The sequence below is a fragment of the Actinomadura sp. KC06 genome (assembly GCF_004348735.1).
In the GTDB taxonomy this organism is placed as follows: domain Bacteria; phylum Actinomycetota; class Actinomycetes; order Streptosporangiales; family Streptosporangiaceae; genus Spirillospora.
Map to the genome: position 1 here is coordinate 77,542 of NZ_SMKT01000008.1, position 21,938 is coordinate 99,479.

Genomic DNA, 21,938 nt, shown 5'->3' on the forward strand with positions numbered 1-21,938 from the left:
GCTGGTCAGGCCGTGAACAAAAGGAGACCGCCGCCTTGAGCGCAGAGAACGAGCCTGGGCCCCGCTTCGAGCAGGAGCGGGGCGGCGCGGGCGAGCCCGACCGATTCCAGCGGCTGTGGACCCCGCACCGGATGGCCTACATCAAGGGCGAGAACAAGCCGACGGGCGCGGGCTCGGACGACGGCTGCCCGTTCTGCGAGATCCCGAAGATGCCCGACGAGGACGGCCTCGTCGTCGCCCGCGGCGCGTCGGTGTACACGGTGCTGAACCTCTACCCGTACAACTCCGGGCACCTCATGGTCGTCCCGTACCGGCACGTCGCCGACTACGCCGACCTCGACGAGGCGGAGTACACGGAGCTGGCGGTGTTCACGCGGCACTCGCTGACCGCGCTGCGCAAGGCCAGCGGCGCGCAGGGCTTCAACGTCGGGATGAACCTGGGACTGGTCGCGGGCGCGGGGATCGCGGCGCACCTGCACCAGCACGTCGTCCCGCGCTGGGGCGGCGACACCAACTTCATGCCGGTCGTCGGGCACACCAAGGTGCTGCCGCAGCTGCTGCGCGACACCCGGCAGATGCTCGCCGACGCCTGGCCCGCGTCATGAGCCCCCTGAAGCGGCGTGATCAGCCGGTCCTGGTGTACGACGGCGACTGCGGTTTCTGCACGACGTCGGCGCGGTTCCTGGAGCGGTACGTGCCCGTCCGGGCGGAGGTCGTCCCGTTCCAGTTCGCCGACCTGGACGATCTCGGCACGACGGTCGAGCGCGCCGAGCACGAGGTGCTGTGGGTCGACCGGCTGGGCCGGGTCAGCGGCGGCGCGGACGCGGTCGGACGGCTGCTGACCGAGGCCGGCGGCGCCTGGCGGGCGCTCGGCGTGGCCATCCGGATCGCGCCGGTGAGCTGGGCCGCGCAGGCCGCCTACCGGCTCGTCGCGATCAACCGGCACCGCATGCCGGGCGGGACGGCGGCGTGCAGGCTCCCGGCGGCGCAGCGTCCAGGCGGCGCCCGTCAGGAGGGCAGCGGCTCGCGCTGACCGGACGCGGGCGCCTCGTCCGCCGCCGTCCGGCCGCGCAGCCGCTCGGGCAGCAGTCCCGTGAGCCGCTCCAGCGGGAGGAACGCCGCCAGCCAGATGGCGTGCGGCAGGAAGTGGATCGTCATCAGCGCGTAGGTGACGACGTGGAAGCCCGCGAAGAACAGCACCATCAGGTACAGCGGGCGCCCGCGCAGGAACAGGATCACGGGGGAGACCGCCTCCGCCACGAACATGATCCACTGGCTGGCCTTGAGGACCGGCGAGTAGTCGATGAGGCTGCGCCCGAACGGCGTCCCGCGCCGGCTCAGCGCCCACTGGACGGTGTTGCCGTTCGGCCACGCGGGGAACCCGCCGATGCGCACCTTCGCCCACGCGGACAGGAAGTACGCCGCGACGACGCCGATCTGGATGCAGCGCACCGACCACGCCGACGCCTCGCAGCCCTGCGTGTCGCCGATCCTCGCGCGTCCGACGCTCGGCAGGGCGAACAGCGCCACGACGAGCGCCAGATGGTCGTGGTCGACCTTCCCGTACGACATGCTGATCGTGACCCACCACAGGTAACCGCACGCGGCGACGTACCCGGTCGCCCTCGGCAGGACCCGTCCGGTCGCCGCGACCAGCCCGGCCGCGATCGTCACCACCAGCAGCGTGTACATGGACCACAACGTGGGCGCGGGGATGTGCAGCAGCCGCCCGAGCAGGACGGGCTGGTACAGGTCGGCGGGCAGCCGCGCGTGCGCCAGGGAACTGCCGGTCAGCAGCAGCATGTCGAACGGCAGGAACGCGTAGCCGAGGATCCGCAGCCAGGCGACGCGGGCGCGCGGGGCGGGCCCGAACCACCAGCGGTCCCAGGCGGTGCGGGCGGTGGAGTCCCCGGACGCGCCGGCCTCGACGGGACGGGGCGCCTCCGGTGTCGCCGCGGCCGTCATCGCACGTCCCAGACGACGCGGTTCTGCTTCGTGACGCTTACCACCTTGCCGCGCTTCAGCGTCTTGATCTCCTGCACGACGTAGATCCTGGTCAGCCCGGGCTCGCGGGGATGCAGCCTGCGGTGCCCCTCGGCGATCCCCTGGAGCAGGGACGGGTCGCGGACGATCCGGCTCATCTGCCCCTCGATCTCGGCGCGTTTCATGCCCGTCCCGACGGCGTCCATGGACAGCTTCACGTGCACGCCGGCCGCGGTGTCGGCCTCCAGCCAGAAGGAGTTGATCGTGCCGCCGTCGTCTTTCACCGCGAACGCGAACTGCGTCATCGGACCGAGCGGGAAGGCGTCGTTGTCCCCGTACGAGCTGGTGTAGAGGAGCGTCCCGACGACGGACGCGGCGACGACGGACCGCCAGAGCCTCGAGGCGAGACCCAGGCGGTGGGCCGGGGTGTGCATCATCCAACCCTAGAGCCGCGCGGCCGCTCCGGCAGGAAGATCCCCTTCTCTCCGGCCCGGCCGTTTTCCCCTGTGGGGGGACGACCCCCCACACCCCCCGGCAAGGGCGGCGGGGCCGCCTGCCGCAGCTGCGACACGGTGACGAACTCGAAGCCCCTCTCCCGCAGCCCGCGGATCATGGCGGGCAGCTCCTGGACGGCGACCTTCCGGCTCGGCGCGCCGACGTCGTGGGCGAGCACGATGGAGCCGGGCCTGGCGTTGTCCACGACGGCGTCCACCAGCGCGGACGGCCGGTCGGCGAACCGGCGGTCCTGCACCAGCAGCGACCACAGCGCGATGTCGTAGCCGTGCTCGGCGGCGACGTGCAGGGTCGTCCCGCCGAGGCGGCCCCACGGCGGGCGCAGCAGCGTCGGCGCGCGGCCCGTGACCTCCTTGATCGCCTCGTGGGTGCGGTGGATGGACCGGTAGGCGGCGGCGTGGCTCATCCTCGACAGGTCGTCGTGCCGCCACGTGTGGTTGCCGATCTCGTGCCGGCCGAACCTGCCGCGGACGAGATCGGCGTTGCGGCGGAGCCTGCTCCCGACGACGAAGAACGTCGCGGGCACCTTCTCGGCGTCCAGCGCGTCGAGGGCCTGCGGCGTCCACCGCTCCATCGGGCCGTCGTCGAAGGTGAGCGCGACGAGGCGGCGCTTGGTGTCGACCGACCAGAACACGTCGACCTGGCAGCCGGGCGGCCGCCAGGACTCCACCGAGGCGGCCGACGCCGGGACGGGCTTGTCCTGCCACGCCTGCTCGGTCACGACGCCGGCGCCGCCCGCGAGCAGGCCGCCGGCCGCGAGCCCGATGCTCTTGACGAAACGGCGCCTGCCCGGCCCTTCGCGCCGCCGTTCTTCCCCCGATTTTTCCATGGCGAAGTCAGCGTGCCACGGTGATCCGGGAAGATCATCGGCCCGGCGGCCGACCTGCTCTCAACCTCTGGGATGAGGGGCGGATGACGAAAGGATGAACTCCCGGCCGGACGCGGAGGAGGGGCGGCCCGTCCGAGCCGGGCCGCCCCTCCCCGCGCCCCGCTGTCAGCCGTCCTTGGACTCCTCGGCGACCTTCTCCGCCAGATGCGACGGGAGCGGCTCGTAGCGCAGGAACTTCCGGCTGAACGTGCCGGTGCCCTGCGACATCGACCGCAGGTCGATCGCGTACCGGACGATCTCCAGCTGCGGCACCTCCGCCTTGATCATCGTGCGGCCGCCGGGCACCGCCTGGGAGCCGAGCACCCGGCCGCGCCGCGACGACAGATCGGACATGATCGGGCCCACGTACTCGTCGGCGATGAGCACGTCCACCTCGTCGACCGGCTCCAGGAGCAGGATCGGCACCTGGCTCGCCGCGTCCTTCAGCCCGAGCGCCCCGGCGGCCTGGAACGCCATGTCGGACGAGTCGACCGAGTGGGCCTTGCCGTCGTGCAGGGTGACCTTGATGTCCACCAGCGGATACCCCGCGGACACCCCGCGCGTCATCTGCTGCCGGACGCCCTTCTCGACCGACGGGATGAACTGCCGGGGGATCACCCCGCCGACTATCTTGTCGACGAACTCGAAGCCCTCGCCGGACGGCAGCGGCTCCACGTCGATGTGGCAGATGCCGTACTGGCCGTGCCCGCCGCTCTGCTTGACGTGCCGGCCGAGGCCCTTGGCGGACCCGCCGAACGTCTCCCGCAGCGGGACGCGCAGCCCGACCCGCTCGACCTCGACGCCGTAGCGCGTCTTGAGCCGGTCGATCAGCACGTCGGCGTGGGCCTCGCCCATGCACCACAGCACGAGCTGCCGCGTCTCGGAATTGTTCTCCAGCCGCAGCGTGGGGTCCTCGGCGACGAGCCGGCCGAGCGCCTGGCTGAGCTTGTCCTCGTCGGCCTTGGACTTCGCCCGGATCGCCACCGGCAGCAGCGGGTCGGGCATCGTCCAGGGGGCCATCACCATCGGGGAGCCGGGATCGGAGAGGGTGTCGCCGGACTCGGCGCGGGTGAGCTTCGCGACCGCGCAGATGTCGCCCGCGATGCAGGACGAGACCGTCCGCTGCGCCTTGCCGAGCGGGGACGTGAGCGCGCCGACGCGCTCGTCGACGTCGTGGTCCTCGTGGCCGCGGTCCTCCATGCCGTGCCCGGACACGTGCACGGTCGTGTCGGGGCGCAGCGTCCCGGAGAACACCCGGACCAGCGAGATCCGCCCGACGTACGGGTCGGACGTGGTCTTGATCACCTCGGCGATCAGCGGCCCGTCCGGGTCGCAGGCCACCTCCTTCGGCGGCCCGCCCTTCACCGGGGTCACGGAGGGGATGCCGTGCTCGAGCGGGGACGGGAACGCCTGCGTGATGATCTCCAGGAGCTCCTGCATGCCGACGACCGGGCCGGGGTGGTCGCCGTGCGGCACCGACGTCGCGAGGACGGGGTAGAAGCTGCCGCGCGCCACCGCGGTCTCCAGGTCCTCGATGAGCGCCTTGACGTCGAGGTCCTCGCCGGACAGGTACCTGTCCATGAGGGACTCGTCCTCGCTCTCCTGGATGATCCCCTCGATCAGCGTCGCGCGCTGCTCGGCGATCTGGTCCAGGTACTCCGGGTCGGGGTCGCACTCGGTGCGCTGCCCGGTGGAGTAGTCGAGGCACCGCTGGGTCAGGAGCCCGATGAGGCCCTTCAGCCCGTCCCCGTCGCTGACCGGGAAGTACAGCGGCGCTACGCCCTCGCCGAAGACGTCCTGGCAGGTCATGACCACGTCGTCGAAGTCGCCGCGCTGCTGGTCGACCTTGGTGACGACGACCGCGCGGGGCATCCCGACGGCGGCGCACTCCTCCCACAGCATCCGGCTGAGGCCGTCGATGCCGTCCACCGCCGAGATCACGAACAGCGCCGCGTCGGCGGCGCGCAGCCCGGCCCGCAGGTCGCCGACGAAGTCGGCGTAGCCCGGGGTGTCGATGAGATTGATCTTGACGCCGCCGTGCTCGAACGGGGCGAGCGCGAGGTTCACCGAGCGCTGCTGGCGCACCTCGACCTCGTCGTAGTCGCTGACGGTGGTGCCGTCCTCGACCTTCCCCGCCCGCTGCAGCGTGCCCGTGGCGGCGAGCAGCGCCTCCACCAGCGTCGTCTTCCCGGCCCCGGAATGGCCGACCAGCGCGACATTGCGCACCTTGTCGCACCCGCCGGCCTCCGGTGCCCTGCCGGGGGCTCCCGGGTGGCCTCCCTTGTCCGCCATGACTACCTCCTCGGAGGGGTCTCCGCGCGTGTCGCGCACGTGCGGGGCCCGCGTGCGGTTGGGCCCGGACCTCGCGGCGGTCCGGCCCTGACGTCCGAGTGCGGCGTCCGACCTCGTCCAACGTGCGTGACCGACGTCACACCCGTACCACCACCTTTTCCCGTGGCGAGCGGGACCACAAGGGGTGAAGGACAATCAACCGTGATCTGTCCGCGGCGCGGCGGCCGCAAACCCGGCCCTGACCACCGGTGCGTGCCGGCCGCACTACGATTGGCGCCCCGAGACCAGCAGAACGGACGGCGATGCTCAACAAGATCAGGCCCGGACTGGAACGCGCCCTCACGCCCGTCGGACACGCGGTCGCGCGGATCGGGCCGTCGCCGAACGCGATCACCGTCGTCGGGACGCTGGGCGTCGCCGCCGGCGCGCTCGTGCTGTTCCCGCGCGGCGAGTTCTTCTGGGGCACGATGGTCATCACCGCGTTCGTGCTGTTCGACATGCTGGACGGCGCCGTCGCCCGCGTCACCGGCAAGATCTCCAAGTTCGGCGCGTTCCTGGACTCCACGATGGACCGGGTCGCCGACGCCGCGATCTTCTCCGGGCTGATGATCGGGCTGTACCGGGACGGGCAGGAGACGCTCGCCTGGGTCGCGCTGTACTGCCTGGTCGCCGGGGCGGTGGTGTCGTACGCCAAGGCCCGGGCCGAGGGGCTCGGCTACACCTGCAACGTCGGCATCGCCGAGCGGGCCGAGCGCCTCATCGTCGCGCTGGTCGCCGCCGGGTTCGACGGGCTCGGCGTGCCGTTCATCCTCGCGGTCGCGCTGTGGGCGCTCGCCGGGCTGAGCACGATCACGATCGGGCAGCGGTTCGCGACGGTCCACGTCCAGGCGAAGGCCGCCGCCGAGGCCGGCGACGCCGGCGGGCCCAGCGACGCCGAGTCCGGTGACGCGGCTCAGGCGAGGGGCTCCGCGGCGGAGCCGAGACCGTGACCGCCGCCCGCCCGCGGGAACGCGCCGCGGTGCTGCGGGACGAGGTGACCGACGCCGCCTACGCGTTCGGCTGGACGGTCGTCCGGAAGATGCCCGAACGCGCGGCCCGGCTCGCGTTCGCCGCGCTCGCCGACCGCACCTGGCACCGCCACGGCGCGGGCGTCCGCCAGCTGGAGAAGAACCTGTGCCGCGTCCTCGGCAAGGACGCCGTCGACGACGAGGTCCGCGTCCTCAGCAAGAAGGTGCTGCGGTCCTATTTCCGCTACTGGCTGGAGGTGTTCCGGCTGCCCGAGTACGACCGGGCGCGGATCCTCGGCCGGATGCGGGTCACCGGCGAGAAGAAGATCTTCACCAGCCTCGACTCCGGCCGCGGCGTCATCCTCGCCCTGCCGCACATGGGCAACTACGAGCACGCCGGCGCGTGGCTGGTGCACTGCGGGTACCCCTTCACCACCGTCGCGGAGCGGCTCAGGCCCGAGTCGCTGTTCGACCGGTTCGTCGAGTTCCGGGAGGGGCTCGGCATGGAGGTCCTCGCGCACCGGGGCGCGTCCGCCTACGGCCGGATGGCCCAGCGGCTCCGCGCGGGCAGGCCGGTGTGCCTGGTCGTCGACCGCGACCTGACCGAGAGCGGCATCGACGTGCGGTTCTTCGGCGCCACCGCCCGGATGCCCGCCGTCCCGGCGGCGCTCGCGCTCCAGACCGGCGCCGCGCTCATTCCCGTGACACTCTGGTATGAGGGCGAGTACTGGGCGGCGCGCGTCCACGAGGAGATCCGGGTGCCCGACGAGGGCGGCAGACAGGAGAAGATCCAGGCCATGACCCAGGAGCTCGCGGGGGTCTTCGAGGCGGGCATCGCCGCCCACCCGGAAGACTGGCACATGCTGCAGAAGGTCTGGGTGGAAGACCTGGCGGACGGGGCTTGATGAGAGTCGGCGCGCTATGAAAGTCGGCATTGTCTGCCCGTACACGTGGAACGTGCCGGGCGGCGTCCAGCAGCACATCGGCGACCTCGCCGAGGCGCTGATCGCGCTCGGCCACGAGGTGTCGGTGATCACGCCCGCGGACGACGACGCGCGCCTGCCGCCGTACGCGGTGTCGGCCGGGCGCGCGGTCCCCGTCCCCTACAACGGATCGGTGGCCCGGCTGGCGTTCGGGTTCCTGTCGGCGGGACGCGTCCGGCGCTGGATCAACGAGGGCGGCTTCGACGTCCTGCACGTCCACGAGCCCGCGGCGCCGTCCCTGGGCCTGCTCGCCTGCTGGTCGGCGGACGGCCCGATCGTCGGTACCTTCCACGCCTCGTTCGTGAAGTCGCGGGCGCTGTCGGTCATGTCGCCGATCCTGGGCAGCGCCCTGGAGAAGATCACCGGCCGGATCGCCGTGTCCGAGGCCGCCCGCACCAGCCTCGTCGACCATCTCGGCGGCGACGCCGTGCTGATCCCGAACGGCGTCGCGACCGAGCGGTACGCGATGGCGGACCCGCTGCCCGGCTGGCCCGGCCGCGTCCCGTCCGCCGGAGCCGCGCCGCGCGGTCCCGGCGACGGCGACGGCGGCGCGCTCGGCTTCCTCGGCCGCATGGACGAGCCGCGCAAGGGGCTGGACGTGCTGCTGCGCGCCTTCGAGATCCTCGGACGGCGCCGCCCGGGCCTGCGGCTGCTGCTCGCCGGGCCCGGCGACGCCGACGACGTGGCCGCCCGCGTCTCGCCGGACCTGCGCGACCGGGTCGTCCTCCTCGGCCTGGTCAGCGAGGCGGACAAGGTCCGCGCCTACCATTCGGTGGACGTGTTCGTCGCGCCGAACCTCGGCGGCGAGAGTTTCGGCATCGTCCTCGTGGAGGCCATGTCGGCGGGCGCGCCGATCCTGGCCAGTGACATCGAGGCGTTCGACCGGGTGCTGCTCGGCGGGCGCGCCGGGGCGCTGTTCCCGGCGGGCGACCACAAGGCCCTCGCGGCCGCCGCCGGCGAGCTCCTCGACGACCCGGCCCGGCGCAAGCAGCTGTCGGCGGAGGCGCGCGCGGCCGTGCGCGCCTACGACTGGTCGTCCGTGGCCCGCGACGTGCTCAGGGTGTACGAGACGGTCACCGACGCCGGCGCGGGCGTCGTCGAGTCCGGCCTCGGCGCGTAGGCGGAGCGCTGATGTCCTACGACTGGATCATCGACGTCCTGTTCTGGATCGCGGTCGCGTTCCTGATCGCGGTGTACGTGTCGTGGCGCGCCACGCGGCTCGACCGGCTGCACGTCCGCGTCGAGACCGCCCGCGCCGCGCTGGACGCCGCGCTGGTCAGGCGGGCCGCCGCCGCGCTCGAACTGGCCGCGTCCCGGCTGCTCGACCCGGCCGCGAGCCTCGTGCTGGCCACCGCCGCGCACGAGGCGCGCACGGCCGACGCCGACAACCGCGAGTTCGCCGAGAGCGACCTGTCGCGGGCGCTGCGCGCCGTCGTCGACCAGCCCGAGTTCGTCGGGACCCTCACCGCCCGCGGCGCCGGCGAGGCCGTGCTGGACGAGCTGTCCTCGTCCGCCGCGAAGGTCGCCTACGCGCGCCGCTTCTACAACGACGCCGTCGCCCAGGCCAGAATCGCGCGCCGCAAGCCCCTCATCCGGATCCTGCCGCTCGCCGGCCGCGCCCCGCTCCCGGACTTCTTCGAGATCGACGACGACCCGCCCGGCATCTGAGACGCCCCCCGCCCGGCATTTGAGGCGGCGACCCGCCTGGCAGTTGAGGGGGCCCGCCTACCGATCCGAGCGTTCCGATTGAGCGGTCCCGGCCTGCCGAACCGTACCGCTGCCGGGGGGCGGGCGCACCCGGGCGTGTTCGCTACCCTCTGGCAGACCGTCCAAGGGAGGGGCACATCGTGCGATCCGTTTGGGGCACCACCGGCCGGCGCCGGACGGCGGCGTGGCTCGGCGTCCTCGCCGTCGCGGGGGCCGTCCTGCCGGCCTGCTCTGACTCCGGCGACCCAGCGTCGGCGCCGCCGCCGCGCAGCACCGGCGGACCGGCGGAGTCCGGGACGCCCGCACCAGCGACGCACCCGTTCACCGGCGGCACGAAGGGCGTGACCGACCCCGTCCTCGCCGTCAAGATCGAGAACACCCGGCCCGCGTTCCCGCAGAGCGGGGTGTCGGCCGCCGACATCGTGTACGTCGAGCAGGTCGAGGGCGGCGAGACGCGGCTGATGGCGGTGTACTCCTCCCGGCTGCCCAAGCGCGTCGGGCCCGTCCGCAGCGCCCGCATCTCCGACCTGCACATCCTGCCCCAGTTCGGCCGGCCCGCCTTCGCGTTCTCCGGCGTCCAGAGCAAGATGAAGAAGTACGTCCGCAAGTCGCCCGCGTACGAGGTCTCCCAGGAGAAGGCGGGCGGCGCCTACTACCGGTTCGGCGGCAAGCCCGCACCGTACAACCTGTACGCCGATCCGAAGGCCCTGCTCAAGCGGGCGCCGAAGGCCACGCCGCCGCAGGACGTCGGCTTCCGCTTCGGGGACGCGCCCGCCGCGGGCGGCAAGCCGGTCACGTCGTTCACCGCCAGGTGGCCGGCCGCGAAGATGGGGTTCACCTGGTCCGCCAAGCACAAGCGGTGGCTCGCCAGCTGGGGCGGCAGCCCGAGCCGCGCCGCCGAGGGCGGACGGCTAGGCGGGAAGACGATCGTCGTCCAGTACGCCAAGACCACCCGGTCGAAGTTCCACGACTTCCTGGGCAGCTACACCCCGCTGATCGACACCACCGGCACCGGGCGGGCGGTCGTCCTGCGCGACGGGAAGGCCTACAAGTCCAAGTGGTCCCGGACGTCCGAGGACAAGGGCACCACGTTCACCACCGAGGCCGGCGAGCCGATGAACTTCGCGCCCGGACAGGTCTGGGTCGTGCTCGTCAACGACGGCAAGCCCTACACCCCGTAGGCGCCCTACACCCCGTAAGTGAACGCGCAGGAGGCGCTGACACTCTGCCGGGTCCGGGACTCGTCCGAGCAGGGAATATCATTGAAGGTGACTTATCGCCCGTCACGTGAGGAATGCCCGTGTCCACTTCCACTCCCGTCCCTGAGAACGCCGCGCCTGAGACCGGGACCGCCCGCGTCAAGCGCGGTATGGCGGAGATGCTCAAGGGCGGCGTGATCATGGACGTCGTCACGCCCGAGCAGGCGAAGATCGCCGAAGACGCGGGCGCGGTCGCCGTCATGGCCCTGGAGCGGGTCCCCGCCGACATCCGCGCCGAGGGCGGCATCTCCCGGATGAGCGATCCCGACATGATCGACGGGATCATCTCCGCGGTGTCCGTCCCGGTGATGGCCAAGGCCCGCATCGGCCACTTCGTGGAGGCCCAGGTGCTGCAGGCGCTCGGCGTCGACTACGTCGACGAGTCCGAGGTGCTCACGCCCGCCGACTACGACAACCACATCGACAAGTGGGCGTTCACCGTCCCGTTCGTCTGCGGCGCCACCAACCTCGGCGAGGCGCTGCGCCGCATCACCGAGGGCGCGGCGATGATCCGCTCCAAGGGCGAGGCCGGCACCGGCGACGTCTCCAACGCCACCACCCACATGCGCAAGATCCGGCAGGAGATCCGGCGCCTGCAGAACCTCCCCGAGGACGAGCTGTTCGTCGCCGCCAAGGAGCTCCAGGCCCCCTACGAGCTGGTCAAGGAGGTCGCGGAGGCCGGGAAGCTGCCCGTCGTGCTGTTCACCGCCGGCGGCATCGCCACCCCCGCCGACGCGGCCATGATGATGCAGCTCGGCGCCGAGGGCGTCTTCGTCGGCTCCGGGATCTTCAAGTCCGGCAACCCGGCCCAGCGCGCCGAGGCGATCGTGAAGGCCACCACCTTCCACGACGACCCCGGCGTCATCGCCAAGGTGTCGCGCGGGCTCGGCGAGGCCATGGTCGGCATCAGCGCCGCCTCCCTCGGCGAGGACCAGAAGTTCGCGGGCCGCGGCTGGTAAACGGGCGCCCCCACTCCACAGCGCGCCCTTACAGGGTTTACGCTGGCGGCGCGGCCGGTGAGGGAGAGATCCCTGGGCGGTGCCCGGCCGCGGGAGGGGAGAGCATGGCTTGGTCGGTCGCGCTGGCGTGCGCGAGCGCGGGTGAGCCCGCCGAGGTGTTCCGGCCGGGCCTCGTGCCCGATCCGGACGCCGCCGCGGAGATCGCCCGCGGCCTCTACCCGGCGGACACCCTCATGGAGACCGGTGACACCGTCCTCGACTTCGCGCTCTGGCCGTACGAGGACGAGCTGTTCGTCGGGGCGTTCGAGCGGGCGCTGCTGCTGTGCGACCGGCGGCTGTTCTGCCTGGACGACGACGCCCGCCGGATCGCCGACACCGCCGCCGCCGCGCTGCCCGACTCCTGCTGCGGGGTCCTCGTCCTGCACACGGTGATCCGCGGCTGCTGGTTCCGCTGGTACGAGTACGGCGACCTGCGCCGCGACGTGTTCGTCACCGCCGAGGACGGCGTCGTCGTCGACCAGGGCGAGCGGCTCCCCGCCGAGCGCCCGTTCTGGCGGGCCATCGACGGGGGCGCGCCCGACGTGCCGCTGCCGTTCGACCCCGAGGAGTTCGGGCTGGCGCTCGCCGAGGCCCACATGTTCGGCCGCGGCATCGCCGACCGCGGCAAGGACGGCTTCCTGCCGCTGGAGCTCCCGCTCCGCCGCTTCAAACACGCCTGACCGGCCCGCCGTTCGTTCCTGGGACGACCCGCGCCGGACCCCGGGAGGACGCGCCGGGGCCTGGGGAAGACGCGCCAGGTCGTACGGCGTTGTACGGAACGTCCAAAGGTTGGCCGACCCCCCGGAAGGTTCTTCGTGACTGCTGTGCCGACGATCGGTGTCCTCGCCCTGCAAGGCGACGTGCGCGAGCACGCCCGTGCGCTGGAGGCGTCCGGGGCGCGTACCCTCACCGTGCGCCGCCGCGAGGAGCTGGAGGAGGTGGACGGGCTCGTCCTGCCCGGCGGGGAGTCCACCACGATGTGGCGGCTGGCGCGCTCGTTCGACCTGCTGGAACCGCTGCGCAAGCGGATCGAGGCCGGGATGCCCGCGTACGGCTCCTGCGCCGGGATGATCATGCTGGCGGACCGGATCCGGGACGGCGCCGCCGGCCAGGAGACCGTCGGCGGGATCGACATGACCGTGCGCCGCAACGCCTTCGGCCGCCAGGTCGACTCGTTCGAATCCGACGTCGTGCTGACCGGTATGGGGGACACGCCGTACCACGCCGTTTTCATCCGCGCCCCCTGGGTGGAGTCCGTCGGGGACGCCGTCGAAGTGCTCGGACGCACAGCGCATGTGCCGGAGGGGGGCCCGAACGCCGGTAGGATCGTCGCCGTCCGCCAGGGGCGCCTCGTGGCGACCGCGTTCCACCCGGAGTTGACAGGCGATTTCCGCGTGCACCACTACTTCGCCGATCTGGTGCGCCGGACGACAGAGGAGGAATGACAGAATGTCCGGCCATTCCAAATGGGCGACGACCAAGCACAAGAAGGCGGCCCTCGACGCCAAGCGGGGCAAGCTCTTCGCCAAGCTCATCAAGAACATCGAGGTGGCGGCCCGGACCGGCGGCGGCGATCCCGACGCCAACCCGACCCTCTACGACGCCATCTACAAGGCGAAGAAGAACTCGGTCCCCAACGACAACATCGAGCGCGCCCGCAAGCGCGGCGCCGGCGAGGAGGCCGGCGGCGCCGACTGGCAGAACATCACCTACGAGGGATACGCGCCCGGCGGCGTGGCCATCCTGATCGAGTGCCTGACCGACAACCGCAACCGGGCCGCCTCCGAGGTCCGCGTCGCGCTCACCCGCAACGGCGGCTCCCTCGCCGACCCGGGCTCGGTCTCCTACATGTTCAACCGCAAGGGCGTCGTGATCGTCCCCAAGACCGGCACCAGCGAGGACGACGTGATGATGGCCGTCCTGGACGCGGGCGCCGAGGAGGTCAACGAGCTCGACGAGGAGAACTTCGAGGTCGTCAGCGAGGCCGGCGACCTGGTCGCGGTCCGCACCGCCCTGGTGGACGCCGGGATCGACTACGAGTCGGCGGAGAGCAAGTTCCTGCCGAGCGTGACCGTCCCCCTCGACGAGGACAACGCCAAGAAGGTCTTCCGCCTCCTCGACGCGCTCGAGGACTCCGACGACGTCCAGGACGTCTACGCCAACTTCGACGTCAGCGACGAGGTGCTCGCCACACTGGACTAGCCGCCTCGTTGTCAGCGGGAGGGCATACGGTCGGGATCATGGAGATCCGCGCGCTCAGGCCGGACGAGTTCGACGGCGTCCGCGACATCCGGGCCCGTGCCTTCGGGCCGGTGCCGGACGAGGCGTGGCGGCAGCGCGTCCGGCGCGCCCGGCCGACGCTGGAGGCCGGACGGAACTTCGCCGGGTTCGACGGCGGCGAGATCATCGCCACCGGCACGCTGTACGACATGACGCAGTGGTGGCACGGCCGCGCCGTGTCCCTGGCGGGCGTCAGCGCGATCACGGTCGCGCCCGAGCAGCGCGGCCGGGGGATCGGGCGCGAGCTGATGACCGGCCTGCTGGAGCGGGCCGCCGGCTTCGGCCATCCGCTGGCCGTGCTGTATCCCGCCACCACGACCCTCTACCGCTCGGTCGGCTGGGAGCACGCGGGCGCGGAGCACCACGTCGAGATCCCCACCGAGGCGCTGCGCACGGTCGCCGCCGACCGCGTCTCCCTCCGGAGGGCCGGCCCTGACGACGCCGCCGAGGTCGCCGCCGTGATCGGCCGCGCCCACCGCGCCGCGCGGGACTGCGGGCCCGTCGGGTGGGACGAGCCGATGTGGCGCTCGATGCTCGAAACCGACGAGCACTTCTGCTACCTGGCCGAGGACGGGTTCCTGGCCTACCACTGGAATGAGTCCGCCACCGGCCTGGAGGTGCTCCGGCTCGTGGCGTCGTCGGAGCGGACCCTGCGGGCGCTGTGGGCGCTCGTCGGGTCGGGCTCGTCCACCGCCGAGACCGTCCGGGCGTGCGTCGCGCCCTACGACCCGGTGCTGTGGCTGCTCCGGGAGCGCGAGACCGAGTACGTCCACCGCAGCCAGTGGATGCTGCGGCTGGTGGACGCGCCCGCCGCGATCGAGGCGCGCGGCTACCCGTCCGGAGTGACGGCGGGGGCGTCCCTCCTCATCGAGGATCCGCAGCTTCCCGCGAACTCGGGCCACTGGCGGCTGGAGATCAAGGACGGCGAGGGGCGCCTGGAGCGCACCGCCGAGAACGCCGGCGCCGTCCGGCTCGGCCCCCGCGGCCTGGCGGCGCTCTACGCGGGCGTCCCGGTCGCCACGCTCCGCCGCACCGGCCTGCTCCAGGGCGGTGACGCGGACGCCCTGTCACCCGCCTTCGCCGCCACGCCTTTCACCCTTGACTACTTCTAGGGACACGCCCTGCTTCTAAAGGACACACCCTGGGCGCACGTGAACGGTGCATGCTGACTTGGTAGCGTGTTCGGCCGAACAGATGATCGAAGGAGTGGCCGTGCGGGTGATGGGGGTGGACCCCGGGCTCACCCGGTGCGGGGTGGGGGTCGTCGAGGGCGACCCGGGCAAGCGGCTCCATCTGGTGCACGTGTCCGTCGTGCGGACCGCCCCCGACGACGACATCGCCTTGCGCCTGCTGGGCATCGAGACGGGCATCGAGGCGCTCATGGACGAGCTGAGCCCCGACGCCGTCGCCGTCGAGCGCGTGTTCTCCCAGCACAACGTCCGCACCGTGATGGGCACCGCGCAGGCCGCCGGGGTCGCGCTCCTGGTGGCGGCCCGCCGCGGGCTGCCCGTCGCGCTGCACACCCCGAGCGAGGCCAAGGCCGCCGTCACCGGGAACGGCCGCGCCGACAAGGCCCAGGTGACCAGGATGGTGACCCGGCTGCTGTCCCTGGACGCGCCGCCGAAGCCCGCGGACGCGGCGGACGCCCTCGCGCTCGCCATCTGCCACGTGTGGCGCGGCGGCGCCCAAAAGCGCCGCGCCCATGCCCAGCGGTCGCGGATCGAGGAGGCGGCGCGGGCCGAGCGGGAACGCCTCGCCGCCCGCACCGCCGCGTCCCGGACCGCCGCCGCCCGGACCAGAGGAGGAACCAGCGAATGATCGCCTTCGTCAGCGGCAAGGTGGCCGCCGCCGGGCCCGACGGGGCGGTGATCGACGTGCACGGCGTCGGCCTGTCGGTGCAGTGCACCCCCGCCACGCTCGCGGGGCTGCGGGTCGGCGAGCAGGCGAAGGTGCCGACGTCGCTGGTCGTCCGCGAGGACTCTCTCACCCTGTTCGGCTTCGCCGACGACGACGAGCGATCCGTCTTCGAGCTCCTGCAGACGGCCAGCGGCGTCGGCCCGCGCCTCGCGCTGGCGATGCTCGCCGTGCACACCCCGAACGCGCTGCGCCGCGCCATGGCCACCGAGGACGTGACCGCCCTCACCCAGGTGCCCGGCATCGGCAAGAAGGGCGCCCAGCGCATCGTCCTGGAACTGCGGGACCGCCTCGGCGGCCCGGTCGGCGACGGCGCCGCCGACGTCCGCGCGCCTTCCCGCGCGGAGCCGTGGCGCGAGCAGGTCCAGATGGGCCTGATCAACCTCGGCTGGTCCGCCAAGGACGCCGACGCCGCCGTCAGCGCCGTCGCCGCCGACCTCGACGGCGCCGAGACGCCGCCCGTCGCGACCCTTTTGAAGTCCGCTTTGAAGAAGCTCAGCAAATGATGAGCGGCAGCGAACCGGGGGGTGTGGGGGGTCGCCTCCCACAGGGAACAGGGAGTGAGCCTGAGCGGCTGGTGGCGGCGGACGCGGGCGGGCCCGAGGAGCAGGTGATCGAGGCCGCGCTCCGGCCCAAGAAGCTCGACGACTTCATCGGGCAGGAACGCGTCCGCGAGCAGCTCTCGCTCGTGCTGCACAGCGCCCTGCGGCGTGGCCGGACGCCCGACCACGTGCTGCTGTCCGGCGGCCCCGGCCTCGGCAAGACCACCCTCGCCATGATCATCGCGGCGGAGCTGGGGCAGCCGCTGCGGATCTCGTCCGGGCCCGCGATCGAGCGCGCCGGGGACCTCGCGGCGGTGCTGTCGACGCTCGCCGAGGGCGAGGTGCTGTTCCTGGACGAGATCCACCGCCTGGCGCGCCCCGCCGAGGAGATGCTCTACATGGCGATGGAGGACTTCCGCGTCGACGTCGTCGTCGGCAAGGGCCCCGGCGCCACCGCGATCCCCCTGGACATCGCGCCGTTCACGCTGGTCGGCGCCACCACCCGCGCGGGGATGCTGCCCGGGCCGCTGCGCGACCGGTTCGGGTTCGTCGCGCACATGGACTTCTACGAGCCCGCCGAGCTGGAGATCATCGTCCGGCGGTCGGCGCGGCTGCTGGACGTGGAGATCAGCGACGACGGCGCCGCCGAGGTCGCCGGGCGCTCCCGCGGCACCCCCCGCATCGCCAACCGGCTGCTGCGCCGCGTCCGCGACTACGCGGAGGTCCGCGGCGACGGGACGGTCTCCAGGGAATCGGCCCAGGCCGCGCTGGCGTTGTACGAGGTGGACGAACGGGGCCTGGACCGGCTCGACCGGGCGGTGCTCGGGTCGCTGCTGCGCAAGTTCGGCGGCGGTCCGGTCGGCCTGTCGACGCTGGCCGTGGCGGTCGGGGAGGAGCCGGAGACCGTGGAAGTGGTCGCCGAGCCGTTCCTCGTCCGGCAGGGCCTGCTGGCCAGGACGCCGCGCGGACGGGTCGCCACGGGCGCCGCATGGGCGCATCTCGGGCTGACCCCGCCTCCGACGGCGCCGCTGGCCGGGACGCTGTTCGATATGGACGAGGACCGGGACGAGACGGCCGATCGGCCCGAATAGTGATCATTCGGGTAACGGGTTGGGAACTTCCCGGCTTCGTCGGTCGTCGCGTCGTTGCCGGGGTCTGGCGTACTCTCTAGACTCCGGGACTTGGTTGACCGTTCTCCAGCCGGCGGTCCCGTAGATGTGACCGGTCCGGTCACAAGGCTCCGGTCACAAGGCTGGGCTAACGACATCGGAAGGACGCCCCTGTAATGGGCAGCGACATTATTCTCGCGGCGGAATCGGGCGGTAGCGGGGCCTTCAACCTGCTCCTGCTCCTCGCAGTTCCCCTGGTCTTCTACTTCCTGCTGATCCGCCCGCAGAGCCGGCGCCGCAAGCAGCAGATGGAGATGCAGAACGCCATGGAGCCAGGCGCCCGCGTGCTGACCACCAGCGGCATGCGCGCGACCGTCGTCGAGGTCGACGACGACGGCATCGTGCTGGAGATCGCCGACGGGGTCGAGGTGCGCTTCGTCAAGGCGGCCGTCATGCAGGTCCTCAAGGACGACGAGCCCGAGGACCTCGACGACGAGCAGGACGAGCCCGCCGAGGCGGACGGGGACGAGGACGGCGACCGCGTCGACCTCTCCAAGGACGACGACGTCGAGGACGCGGAGGCCGGCGGGGCGGACGAGGCGGACGAGGCCGAGGAGTCCAAGCCCAAGGGGAGGGCCAAGGTCAAGGCGTCGGACAAGCCGTCCGCCTGACCCTCCTCCGGTGCCGACACTAGACGGGAAGTAAGACGACCAGTGGCTCCGCCCAGTACCGCTCCCAAGCCCGGGCGCACGCTTCTCGCGCTCTTCGCGATCCTGGTGATCCTCTCCGGCGTCGCCGTCTGGCAGGGCCAGACGACGCCCAAGCTGGGGCTGGACCTCGCCGGCGGCACGACGGTGACGCTCACCGCCAAGACGTCGTCCGGCAAGAACCCGCCCGCGCAGCAGATGGACCAGGCCGTCAAGATCATGACCCAGCGGGTCAACGGCCTCGGTGTGTCCGACGCGGAGGTCGCCAAGCAGGGCAGCAACAACATCGTGGTGAACGTGCCCGGGGAGGGGCAGAGCCGCGTCGTCAGCCTGATCGGCACGACGGCGAAGCTGCAGTTCCGCCAGGTGTTCGCCGTCGCCGACGGCAAGCCGTCCACGGGCGCCGCGCCGGCGCCGTCCGCGAGCCCGTCCGGTAAGGCCAAGGACGACGGCAAGAAGAAGGACGACAAGAGCCCGTCGCCGTCCGCTTCGCCGTCCGCCAGCGCCAAGCCGTCGGCGTCCGCGTCGGCCACGCCGCGCGGCAGGGCGCTGTCCGGGGCGCTCACGGCCCCGACGCCCACGCCGTCCGGCGCGGCGCCGTCGCCGACGTCGCCGCTGATCCCGCCGACCGGCCAGCCGCTGCCGGGGCAGCCCGCGCCCGGCCAGCAGCCGCCCCCGCAGGACTACACCGGCGTGACCGACCAGGCCGTGATCAAGCAGTACGAGGCGCTCGACTGCTACACCGGCGACCGGCGCGCCCCCGGCTCCAACGACCCGAGCCGCAAGTTCGTCGCCGCCTGCGACCAGGACGACGAGGGCGGCCAGATCGCCAAGTACATCCTCGGTCCCGTCCGGGTGCTCGGCGAGAACGTGGACGGCGCCAACGCGATGCCGCCGAACTCCCAGCAGGGCCAGGCCAGCTGGTCGGTCTCGCTGGACTTCGACGGCAGGGGCGCCCGCCAGTTCGGCGAGGTCACCACCGACGCCTACGGCGCCTACCAGCAGGACCCGAACTCCCCGCGGGCGCAGGTCGCGATCGTCCTGGACGGCCAGATCGTCTCCGCGCCCAGCATCAGGGAGGGTGCGATCACCGGCGGCACCGCCAGCATCGACGGGCCGCCCGACAGCTTCAACCAGCGCTACGCCACCGACCTCGCGAACGTCCTCAAGTACGGGGCGCTGCCGCTGGAGTTCACGCAGAGCTCCATCGACGAGGTGTCGTCCACGCTGGGCTCCGACCAGCTGACCGGCGGGCTCATCGCCGGCGCGATCGGGCTCGGCCTCGTCGTCCTGTACTGCATGTTCTACTACCGGGGCCTCGGCCTAGTCGCGGTGTCCAGCCTGATCGTGGCCTCGGCCATCACCTACCTGGCGGTCGTGATCCTCGGTGAGGGGATGGGCTTCCGGCTCTCGCTGCCGCACATCATCGGCCTGATCGTCTCCATCGGCATCACCGCCGACTCGTTCATCGTGTACTTCGAGCGGCTGCGGGACGAGCTGCGCGCCGGGCGCAAGCTCAGGCCGTCGGTGGAGACCGCCTGGAAGCGGGCCCGGCGCACCATCCTGGTCGCCGACGCCGTGACGTTCATCGCCGCGCTGGTGCTGTACTTCCTCGCGGTCGGCGGCGTCGCCGGGTTCGCGTTCGCGATGGGCCTGACGACGCTCATCGACGTCATCGTGGTGTTCTTCTTCACCAAGCCGCTGGTCGCGCTGCTGTCGCGGACGAGGTTCTACGGCCGCGGCCATCCGCTGTCCGGCGTCGACCCGCGCAAGCTGCACCGCGCGGCGCAGAAGCCGTCCGCCGCCACCGCCGGCACGAGCCAGGAGGCCTGACCCATGGGACTGCGTGCCGTCACCTCGCGGATCTACCGGGGCGAGATCAGCGCCGACATCGTGGGCCGCCCGAAGATCTGGGCGGCGATCTCCGGGCTGCTGCTGGTGCTGTCCCTCGCCGGGCTGCTCGTCCAGGGCCTCAACTTCGGGGTCGAGTTCAAGGGCGGGTCCGTCTTCACGTTCAAGGCCCCCGGCTCCTCCATCGAGGACGTCCGCGGCGCCGTCTCCGGCGGCGGCGTCCACCAGGTGATCGTGCAGAAGGCCGGCGGCGACTGGCGTGTCACGACCGAGAGCCTGACCTCTACGCACGTCACCGAGGTCAAGACGCACGTCAGCCAGGAGCTGAACATCCCCGCCGACAAGATCAGCACGCAGGTCGTCGGCGCCTCCTGGGGCGGCGAGATCCAGGAGAAGGCGTGGCAGGCGCTGATCGTCTTCATGATCTTGATCATCCTGTATCTGTCGCTGGCGTTCGAGTGGCGGATGGCGGTCGCCGCCGTCGTCGCGCTGATCCACGACCTGGTCATCACGGCGGGCATCTACGCCTGGTCCGGGTTCGAGGTCACGCCGGCGACCCTGCTGGGCTTCCTGACGATCCTCGGTTACTCGCTGTACGACGCGGTCGTCGTCTTCGACATGATCAAGGAGGTCACGAAACCGCTCACCGCGACCTCCAAGACGACCTACAGCCAGGCGGCCAACCAGGCGCTCAGCAGCACGCTGGTCCGCTCCCTGAACACCTCCCTGGTGGCGATCCTGCCGGTCGGCGCGATCCTGTTCATCGGCACCACGCTGTTCGGCGCCGGGACGCTGAAGGACCTGTCGCTCGCCCTGTTCGTCGGCATGATCGTCGGCACGTACTCGTCGATCTGCGTGGCGACGCCGCTGCTCGTCCAGTTCAAGGAGCGCGAGCCGAAGTACAGGCAGATCCGCGTGAACATCGCCCGCCGCGAGCAGAGCACGAAGCGGCAGGCGAAGAAGCAGACCGCCAAGGTGAAGGCCGCGGCCGGCGGTCCCGGCGACGCGCCCGATGACGAACCGTCCGGCGGAACGTCCAGCGGCGAGCCGGACGACGACGCCCCCGATCTCCGGAGCACCGTCACCGTCAAGAAGGTGGTGCAGACGGGGCCGCGGCAGCAGCCCAAGCGCGGCACCCGTCAGCAGCGCCGCGGCGGCGGCGCCAAGTAGCCGTTAGCGCGGCGTTCGGTCAGGGCGGGGGAGCAACGTGGATCTCGGCAAGCTGATCCAGGACCGGATCCGCGACGTGGACGACTACCCGCAGCCGGGAGTGGTGTTCAAGGACATCACGCCGCTGCTGGCCGACCACGTCGCGTTCGCCGGCGTCGTGGACGCGATCGTCAACCACTACGGCCGCGGCACCATCGACAAGATCGTCGGCATCGAGGCGCGCGGGTTCATCCTCGCCGCGCCCGTCGCCTACCACTTCGGCGCCGGCTTTGTCCCGGTGCGCAAGAAGGGGAAGCTCCCGTCGCGGACGCACGAGGAGACCTACGATCTCGAGTACGGGACCGAGACGATAGAGATCCATCTCGACGCGCTCCGGCCCGGGGAGCGGGTGCTGATCGTCGACGACGTCCTCGCCACCGGCGGGACGGCCGCGGCCGCCGCCGAACTCGTCCGCCGGGGCGGGGGAGACGTCGTCGGTCTGTCGGTCCTCCTGGAGCTGTCGTTCCTTCACGGACGCGACAAGCTGCGGAATCTCGACGTTCATTCCCTGGTTACGGTCTAGTACGAAATGGGCGCCGGATACACTGGCGCCATCAGAGCCCGGTGGGGACGGGCGCATCCCGCGGGGCACGGAGAGAGCAGCGCCCGCACGGACTAGGAGGCTGGGTGCCAGGTGAGGTGGTATCGACCGACGCGGTGAACGACGCCGCCGAGCCCTCCGAGGCGGGGGCCCGCCCGGTGCCGCCGGCCGCGGG

The 21,938-nt window shown here is 72.1% G+C and carries 23 protein-coding genes; 19 read left to right on the top strand and 4 right to left on the bottom strand.

Going from position 1 to position 21,938, the window contains the following annotated elements; translation table 11 throughout:
• The first annotated feature begins 35 nt into the window (after positions 1-35).
• Positions 36-605: an HIT domain-containing protein gene (locus E1287_RS04900; RefSeq protein WP_243718632.1), complete on the top strand. Its 570-nt coding sequence runs from the start codon at positions 36-38 to the stop codon at positions 603-605.
• On the top strand, positions 602-1,033 hold the full coding sequence (locus E1287_RS04905; protein ID WP_131963594.1) for a DUF393 domain-containing protein: 432 nt from the start codon (positions 602-604) through the stop codon (positions 1,031-1,033). The genes E1287_RS04900 and E1287_RS04905 overlap by 4 nt, the downstream gene beginning before the upstream one ends.
• Here the strand turns inward: E1287_RS04905 and E1287_RS04910 are convergent.
• The 4 genes from E1287_RS04910 to E1287_RS04925 all read right to left on the bottom strand — a co-directional run bounded on the left by E1287_RS04910 (position 1,009) and on the right by E1287_RS04925 (position 5,656).
• Positions 1,009-1,965: a hypothetical protein gene (locus E1287_RS04910; RefSeq protein ID WP_131963595.1), complete on the bottom strand. Its 957-nt coding sequence runs from the start codon at positions 1,963-1,965 to the stop codon at positions 1,009-1,011. The two genes, E1287_RS04905 and E1287_RS04910, sit on opposite strands and share 25 nt — an antisense overlap.
• On the bottom strand, positions 1,962-2,420 hold the full coding sequence (locus E1287_RS04915; RefSeq protein ID WP_131963596.1) for a hypothetical protein: 459 nt from the start codon (positions 2,418-2,420) through the stop codon (positions 1,962-1,964). Before E1287_RS04915 ends, E1287_RS04910 begins: the two co-directional genes overlap by 4 nt.
• Positions 2,417-3,325, bottom strand: a complete 909-nt coding sequence (locus E1287_RS04920; protein WP_131963597.1) for a polysaccharide deacetylase family protein — start codon at positions 3,323-3,325, stop codon at positions 2,417-2,419. Before E1287_RS04920 ends, E1287_RS04915 begins: the two co-directional genes overlap by 4 nt.
• Positions 3,326-3,490: 165 nt before the next feature.
• Entirely contained in the window at positions 3,491-5,656 is a 2,166-nt protein-coding gene (locus E1287_RS04925) for an elongation factor G-like protein EF-G2 (RefSeq protein WP_131963598.1), read from the bottom strand.
• 302 nt (positions 5,657-5,958) lie between these two features.
• Here E1287_RS04925 and pgsA point away from each other — a divergent pair, with 302 nt between their 5' ends.
• The 17 genes from pgsA (at position 5,959) to E1287_RS05010 (ending at position 21,745) form a co-directional block, all read left to right on the top strand.
• Positions 5,959-6,645: a phosphatidylinositol phosphate synthase gene (gene pgsA / locus E1287_RS04930; RefSeq protein ID WP_131963599.1), complete on the top strand. Its 687-nt coding sequence runs from the start codon at positions 5,959-5,961 to the stop codon at positions 6,643-6,645.
• Entirely contained in the window at positions 6,642-7,568 is a 927-nt protein-coding gene (locus E1287_RS04935; RefSeq protein ID WP_131963600.1) for a phosphatidylinositol mannoside acyltransferase, read from the top strand. The genes pgsA and E1287_RS04935 overlap by 4 nt, the downstream gene beginning before the upstream one ends.
• A 16-nt stretch (positions 7,569-7,584) precedes the next feature.
• Entirely contained in the window at positions 7,585-8,766 is a 1,182-nt protein-coding gene (locus E1287_RS04940; RefSeq protein ID WP_131963601.1) for a glycosyltransferase family 4 protein, read from the top strand.
• Between the two features lie 11 nt (positions 8,767-8,777).
• Complete coding sequence (locus E1287_RS04945; RefSeq protein ID WP_131963602.1) at positions 8,778-9,314, top strand: hypothetical protein; 537 nt, start codon at positions 8,778-8,780, stop codon at positions 9,312-9,314.
• A 179-nt stretch (positions 9,315-9,493) separates the two neighbouring features.
• Positions 9,494-10,534: a DUF3048 domain-containing protein gene (locus E1287_RS04950; protein WP_131963603.1), complete on the top strand. Its 1,041-nt coding sequence runs from the start codon at positions 9,494-9,496 to the stop codon at positions 10,532-10,534.
• A 113-nt stretch (positions 10,535-10,647) separates the two neighbouring features.
• Positions 10,648-11,571, top strand: a complete 924-nt coding sequence (gene pdxS / locus E1287_RS04955; protein ID WP_131963604.1) for a pyridoxal 5'-phosphate synthase lyase subunit PdxS — start codon at positions 10,648-10,650, stop codon at positions 11,569-11,571.
• A gap of 104 nt (positions 11,572-11,675) precedes the next feature.
• Positions 11,676-12,290, top strand: a complete 615-nt coding sequence (locus E1287_RS04960) for a hypothetical protein (protein WP_131963605.1) — start codon at positions 11,676-11,678, stop codon at positions 12,288-12,290.
• Positions 12,291-12,425: 135 nt separating this feature from the next.
• The gene (gene pdxT, locus E1287_RS04965) at positions 12,426-13,055 is read left to right on the top strand and encodes a pyridoxal 5'-phosphate synthase glutaminase subunit PdxT (protein WP_131963606.1); all 630 of its coding nucleotides are present in this window, start codon (positions 12,426-12,428) and stop codon (positions 13,053-13,055) included.
• Positions 13,056-13,059: 4 nt separating this feature from the next.
• The gene (locus E1287_RS04970) at positions 13,060-13,812 is read left to right on the top strand and encodes a YebC/PmpR family DNA-binding transcriptional regulator (protein ID WP_131963607.1); all 753 of its coding nucleotides are present in this window, start codon (positions 13,060-13,062) and stop codon (positions 13,810-13,812) included.
• 38 nt (positions 13,813-13,850) lie between these two features.
• Complete coding sequence (locus E1287_RS04975; protein ID WP_131963608.1) at positions 13,851-15,002, top strand: GNAT family N-acetyltransferase; 1,152 nt, start codon at positions 13,851-13,853, stop codon at positions 15,000-15,002.
• A 100-nt stretch (positions 15,003-15,102) separates the two neighbouring features.
• Entirely contained in the window at positions 15,103-15,708 is a 606-nt protein-coding gene (ruvC, locus tag E1287_RS04980) for a crossover junction endodeoxyribonuclease RuvC (protein WP_131963609.1), read from the top strand.
• Positions 15,705-16,310, top strand: a complete 606-nt coding sequence (gene ruvA / locus E1287_RS04985; RefSeq protein WP_131963610.1) for a Holliday junction branch migration protein RuvA — start codon at positions 15,705-15,707, stop codon at positions 16,308-16,310. Before ruvC ends, ruvA begins: the two co-directional genes overlap by 4 nt.
• Positions 16,311-16,381: 71 nt before the next feature.
• Complete coding sequence (ruvB, locus tag E1287_RS04990) at positions 16,382-17,437, top strand: Holliday junction branch migration DNA helicase RuvB (RefSeq protein ID WP_243718633.1); 1,056 nt, start codon at positions 16,382-16,384, stop codon at positions 17,435-17,437.
• A 194-nt stretch (positions 17,438-17,631) separates the two neighbouring features.
• Positions 17,632-18,126 carry a preprotein translocase subunit YajC gene (gene yajC, locus E1287_RS04995; RefSeq protein WP_131963611.1) on the top strand — a complete coding sequence of 165 codons (495 nt, stop codon included), beginning with the start codon at positions 17,632-17,634 and terminating at the stop codon, positions 18,124-18,126.
• A gap of 42 nt (positions 18,127-18,168) precedes the next feature.
• Positions 18,169-19,995: a protein translocase subunit SecD gene (gene secD, locus E1287_RS05000; RefSeq protein WP_131963612.1), complete on the top strand. Its 1,827-nt coding sequence runs from the start codon at positions 18,169-18,171 to the stop codon at positions 19,993-19,995.
• Between the two features lie 3 nt (positions 19,996-19,998).
• Positions 19,999-21,183, top strand: a complete 1,185-nt coding sequence (gene secF / locus E1287_RS05005; RefSeq protein ID WP_131963613.1) for a protein translocase subunit SecF — start codon at positions 19,999-20,001, stop codon at positions 21,181-21,183.
• Positions 21,184-21,220: 37 nt separating this feature from the next.
• Positions 21,221-21,745: an adenine phosphoribosyltransferase gene (locus E1287_RS05010; protein WP_131963614.1), complete on the top strand. Its 525-nt coding sequence runs from the start codon at positions 21,221-21,223 to the stop codon at positions 21,743-21,745.
• The last annotated feature ends 193 nt before the right edge of the window (positions 21,746-21,938 follow it).

Bases quoted from the DNA above. Each gene is read 5' to 3' on its own strand.
- E1287_RS04905 (WP_131963594.1), top strand. From the start codon at position 602: ATGAGCCCCCTGAAGCGGCGTGATCAGCCGGTCCTGGTGTACGACGGC.
- E1287_RS04910 (WP_131963595.1), bottom strand. From the start codon at position 1,965: ATGACGGCCGCGGCGACACCGGAGGCGCCCCGTCCCGTCGAGGCCGGC.
- E1287_RS04915 (WP_131963596.1), bottom strand. From the start codon at position 2,420: ATGATGCACACCCCGGCCCACCGCCTGGGTCTCGCCTCGAGGCTCTGG.
- E1287_RS04920 (WP_131963597.1), bottom strand. From the start codon at position 3,325: ATGGAAAAATCGGGGGAAGAACGGCGGCGCGAAGGGCCGGGCAGGCGC.
- E1287_RS04925 (WP_131963598.1), bottom strand. From the start codon at position 5,656: ATGGCGGACAAGGGAGGCCACCCGGGAGCCCCCGGCAGGGCACCGGAG.
- pgsA (WP_131963599.1), top strand. From the start codon at position 5,959: ATGCTCAACAAGATCAGGCCCGGACTGGAACGCGCCCTCACGCCCGTC.
- E1287_RS04940 (WP_131963601.1), top strand. From the start codon at position 7,585: ATGAAAGTCGGCATTGTCTGCCCGTACACGTGGAACGTGCCGGGCGGC.
- E1287_RS04945 (WP_131963602.1), top strand. From the start codon at position 8,778: ATGTCCTACGACTGGATCATCGACGTCCTGTTCTGGATCGCGGTCGCG.
- pdxS (WP_131963604.1), top strand. From the start codon at position 10,648: ATGCCCGTGTCCACTTCCACTCCCGTCCCTGAGAACGCCGCGCCTGAG.
- E1287_RS04960 (WP_131963605.1), top strand. From the start codon at position 11,676: ATGGCTTGGTCGGTCGCGCTGGCGTGCGCGAGCGCGGGTGAGCCCGCC.
- E1287_RS04970 (WP_131963607.1), top strand. From the start codon at position 13,060: ATGTCCGGCCATTCCAAATGGGCGACGACCAAGCACAAGAAGGCGGCC.
- E1287_RS04975 (WP_131963608.1), top strand. From the start codon at position 13,851: ATGGAGATCCGCGCGCTCAGGCCGGACGAGTTCGACGGCGTCCGCGAC.
- ruvA (WP_131963610.1), top strand. From the start codon at position 15,705: ATGATCGCCTTCGTCAGCGGCAAGGTGGCCGCCGCCGGGCCCGACGGG.
- yajC (WP_131963611.1), top strand. From the start codon at position 17,632: ATGGGCAGCGACATTATTCTCGCGGCGGAATCGGGCGGTAGCGGGGCC.
- secF (WP_131963613.1), top strand. From the start codon at position 19,999: ATGGGACTGCGTGCCGTCACCTCGCGGATCTACCGGGGCGAGATCAGC.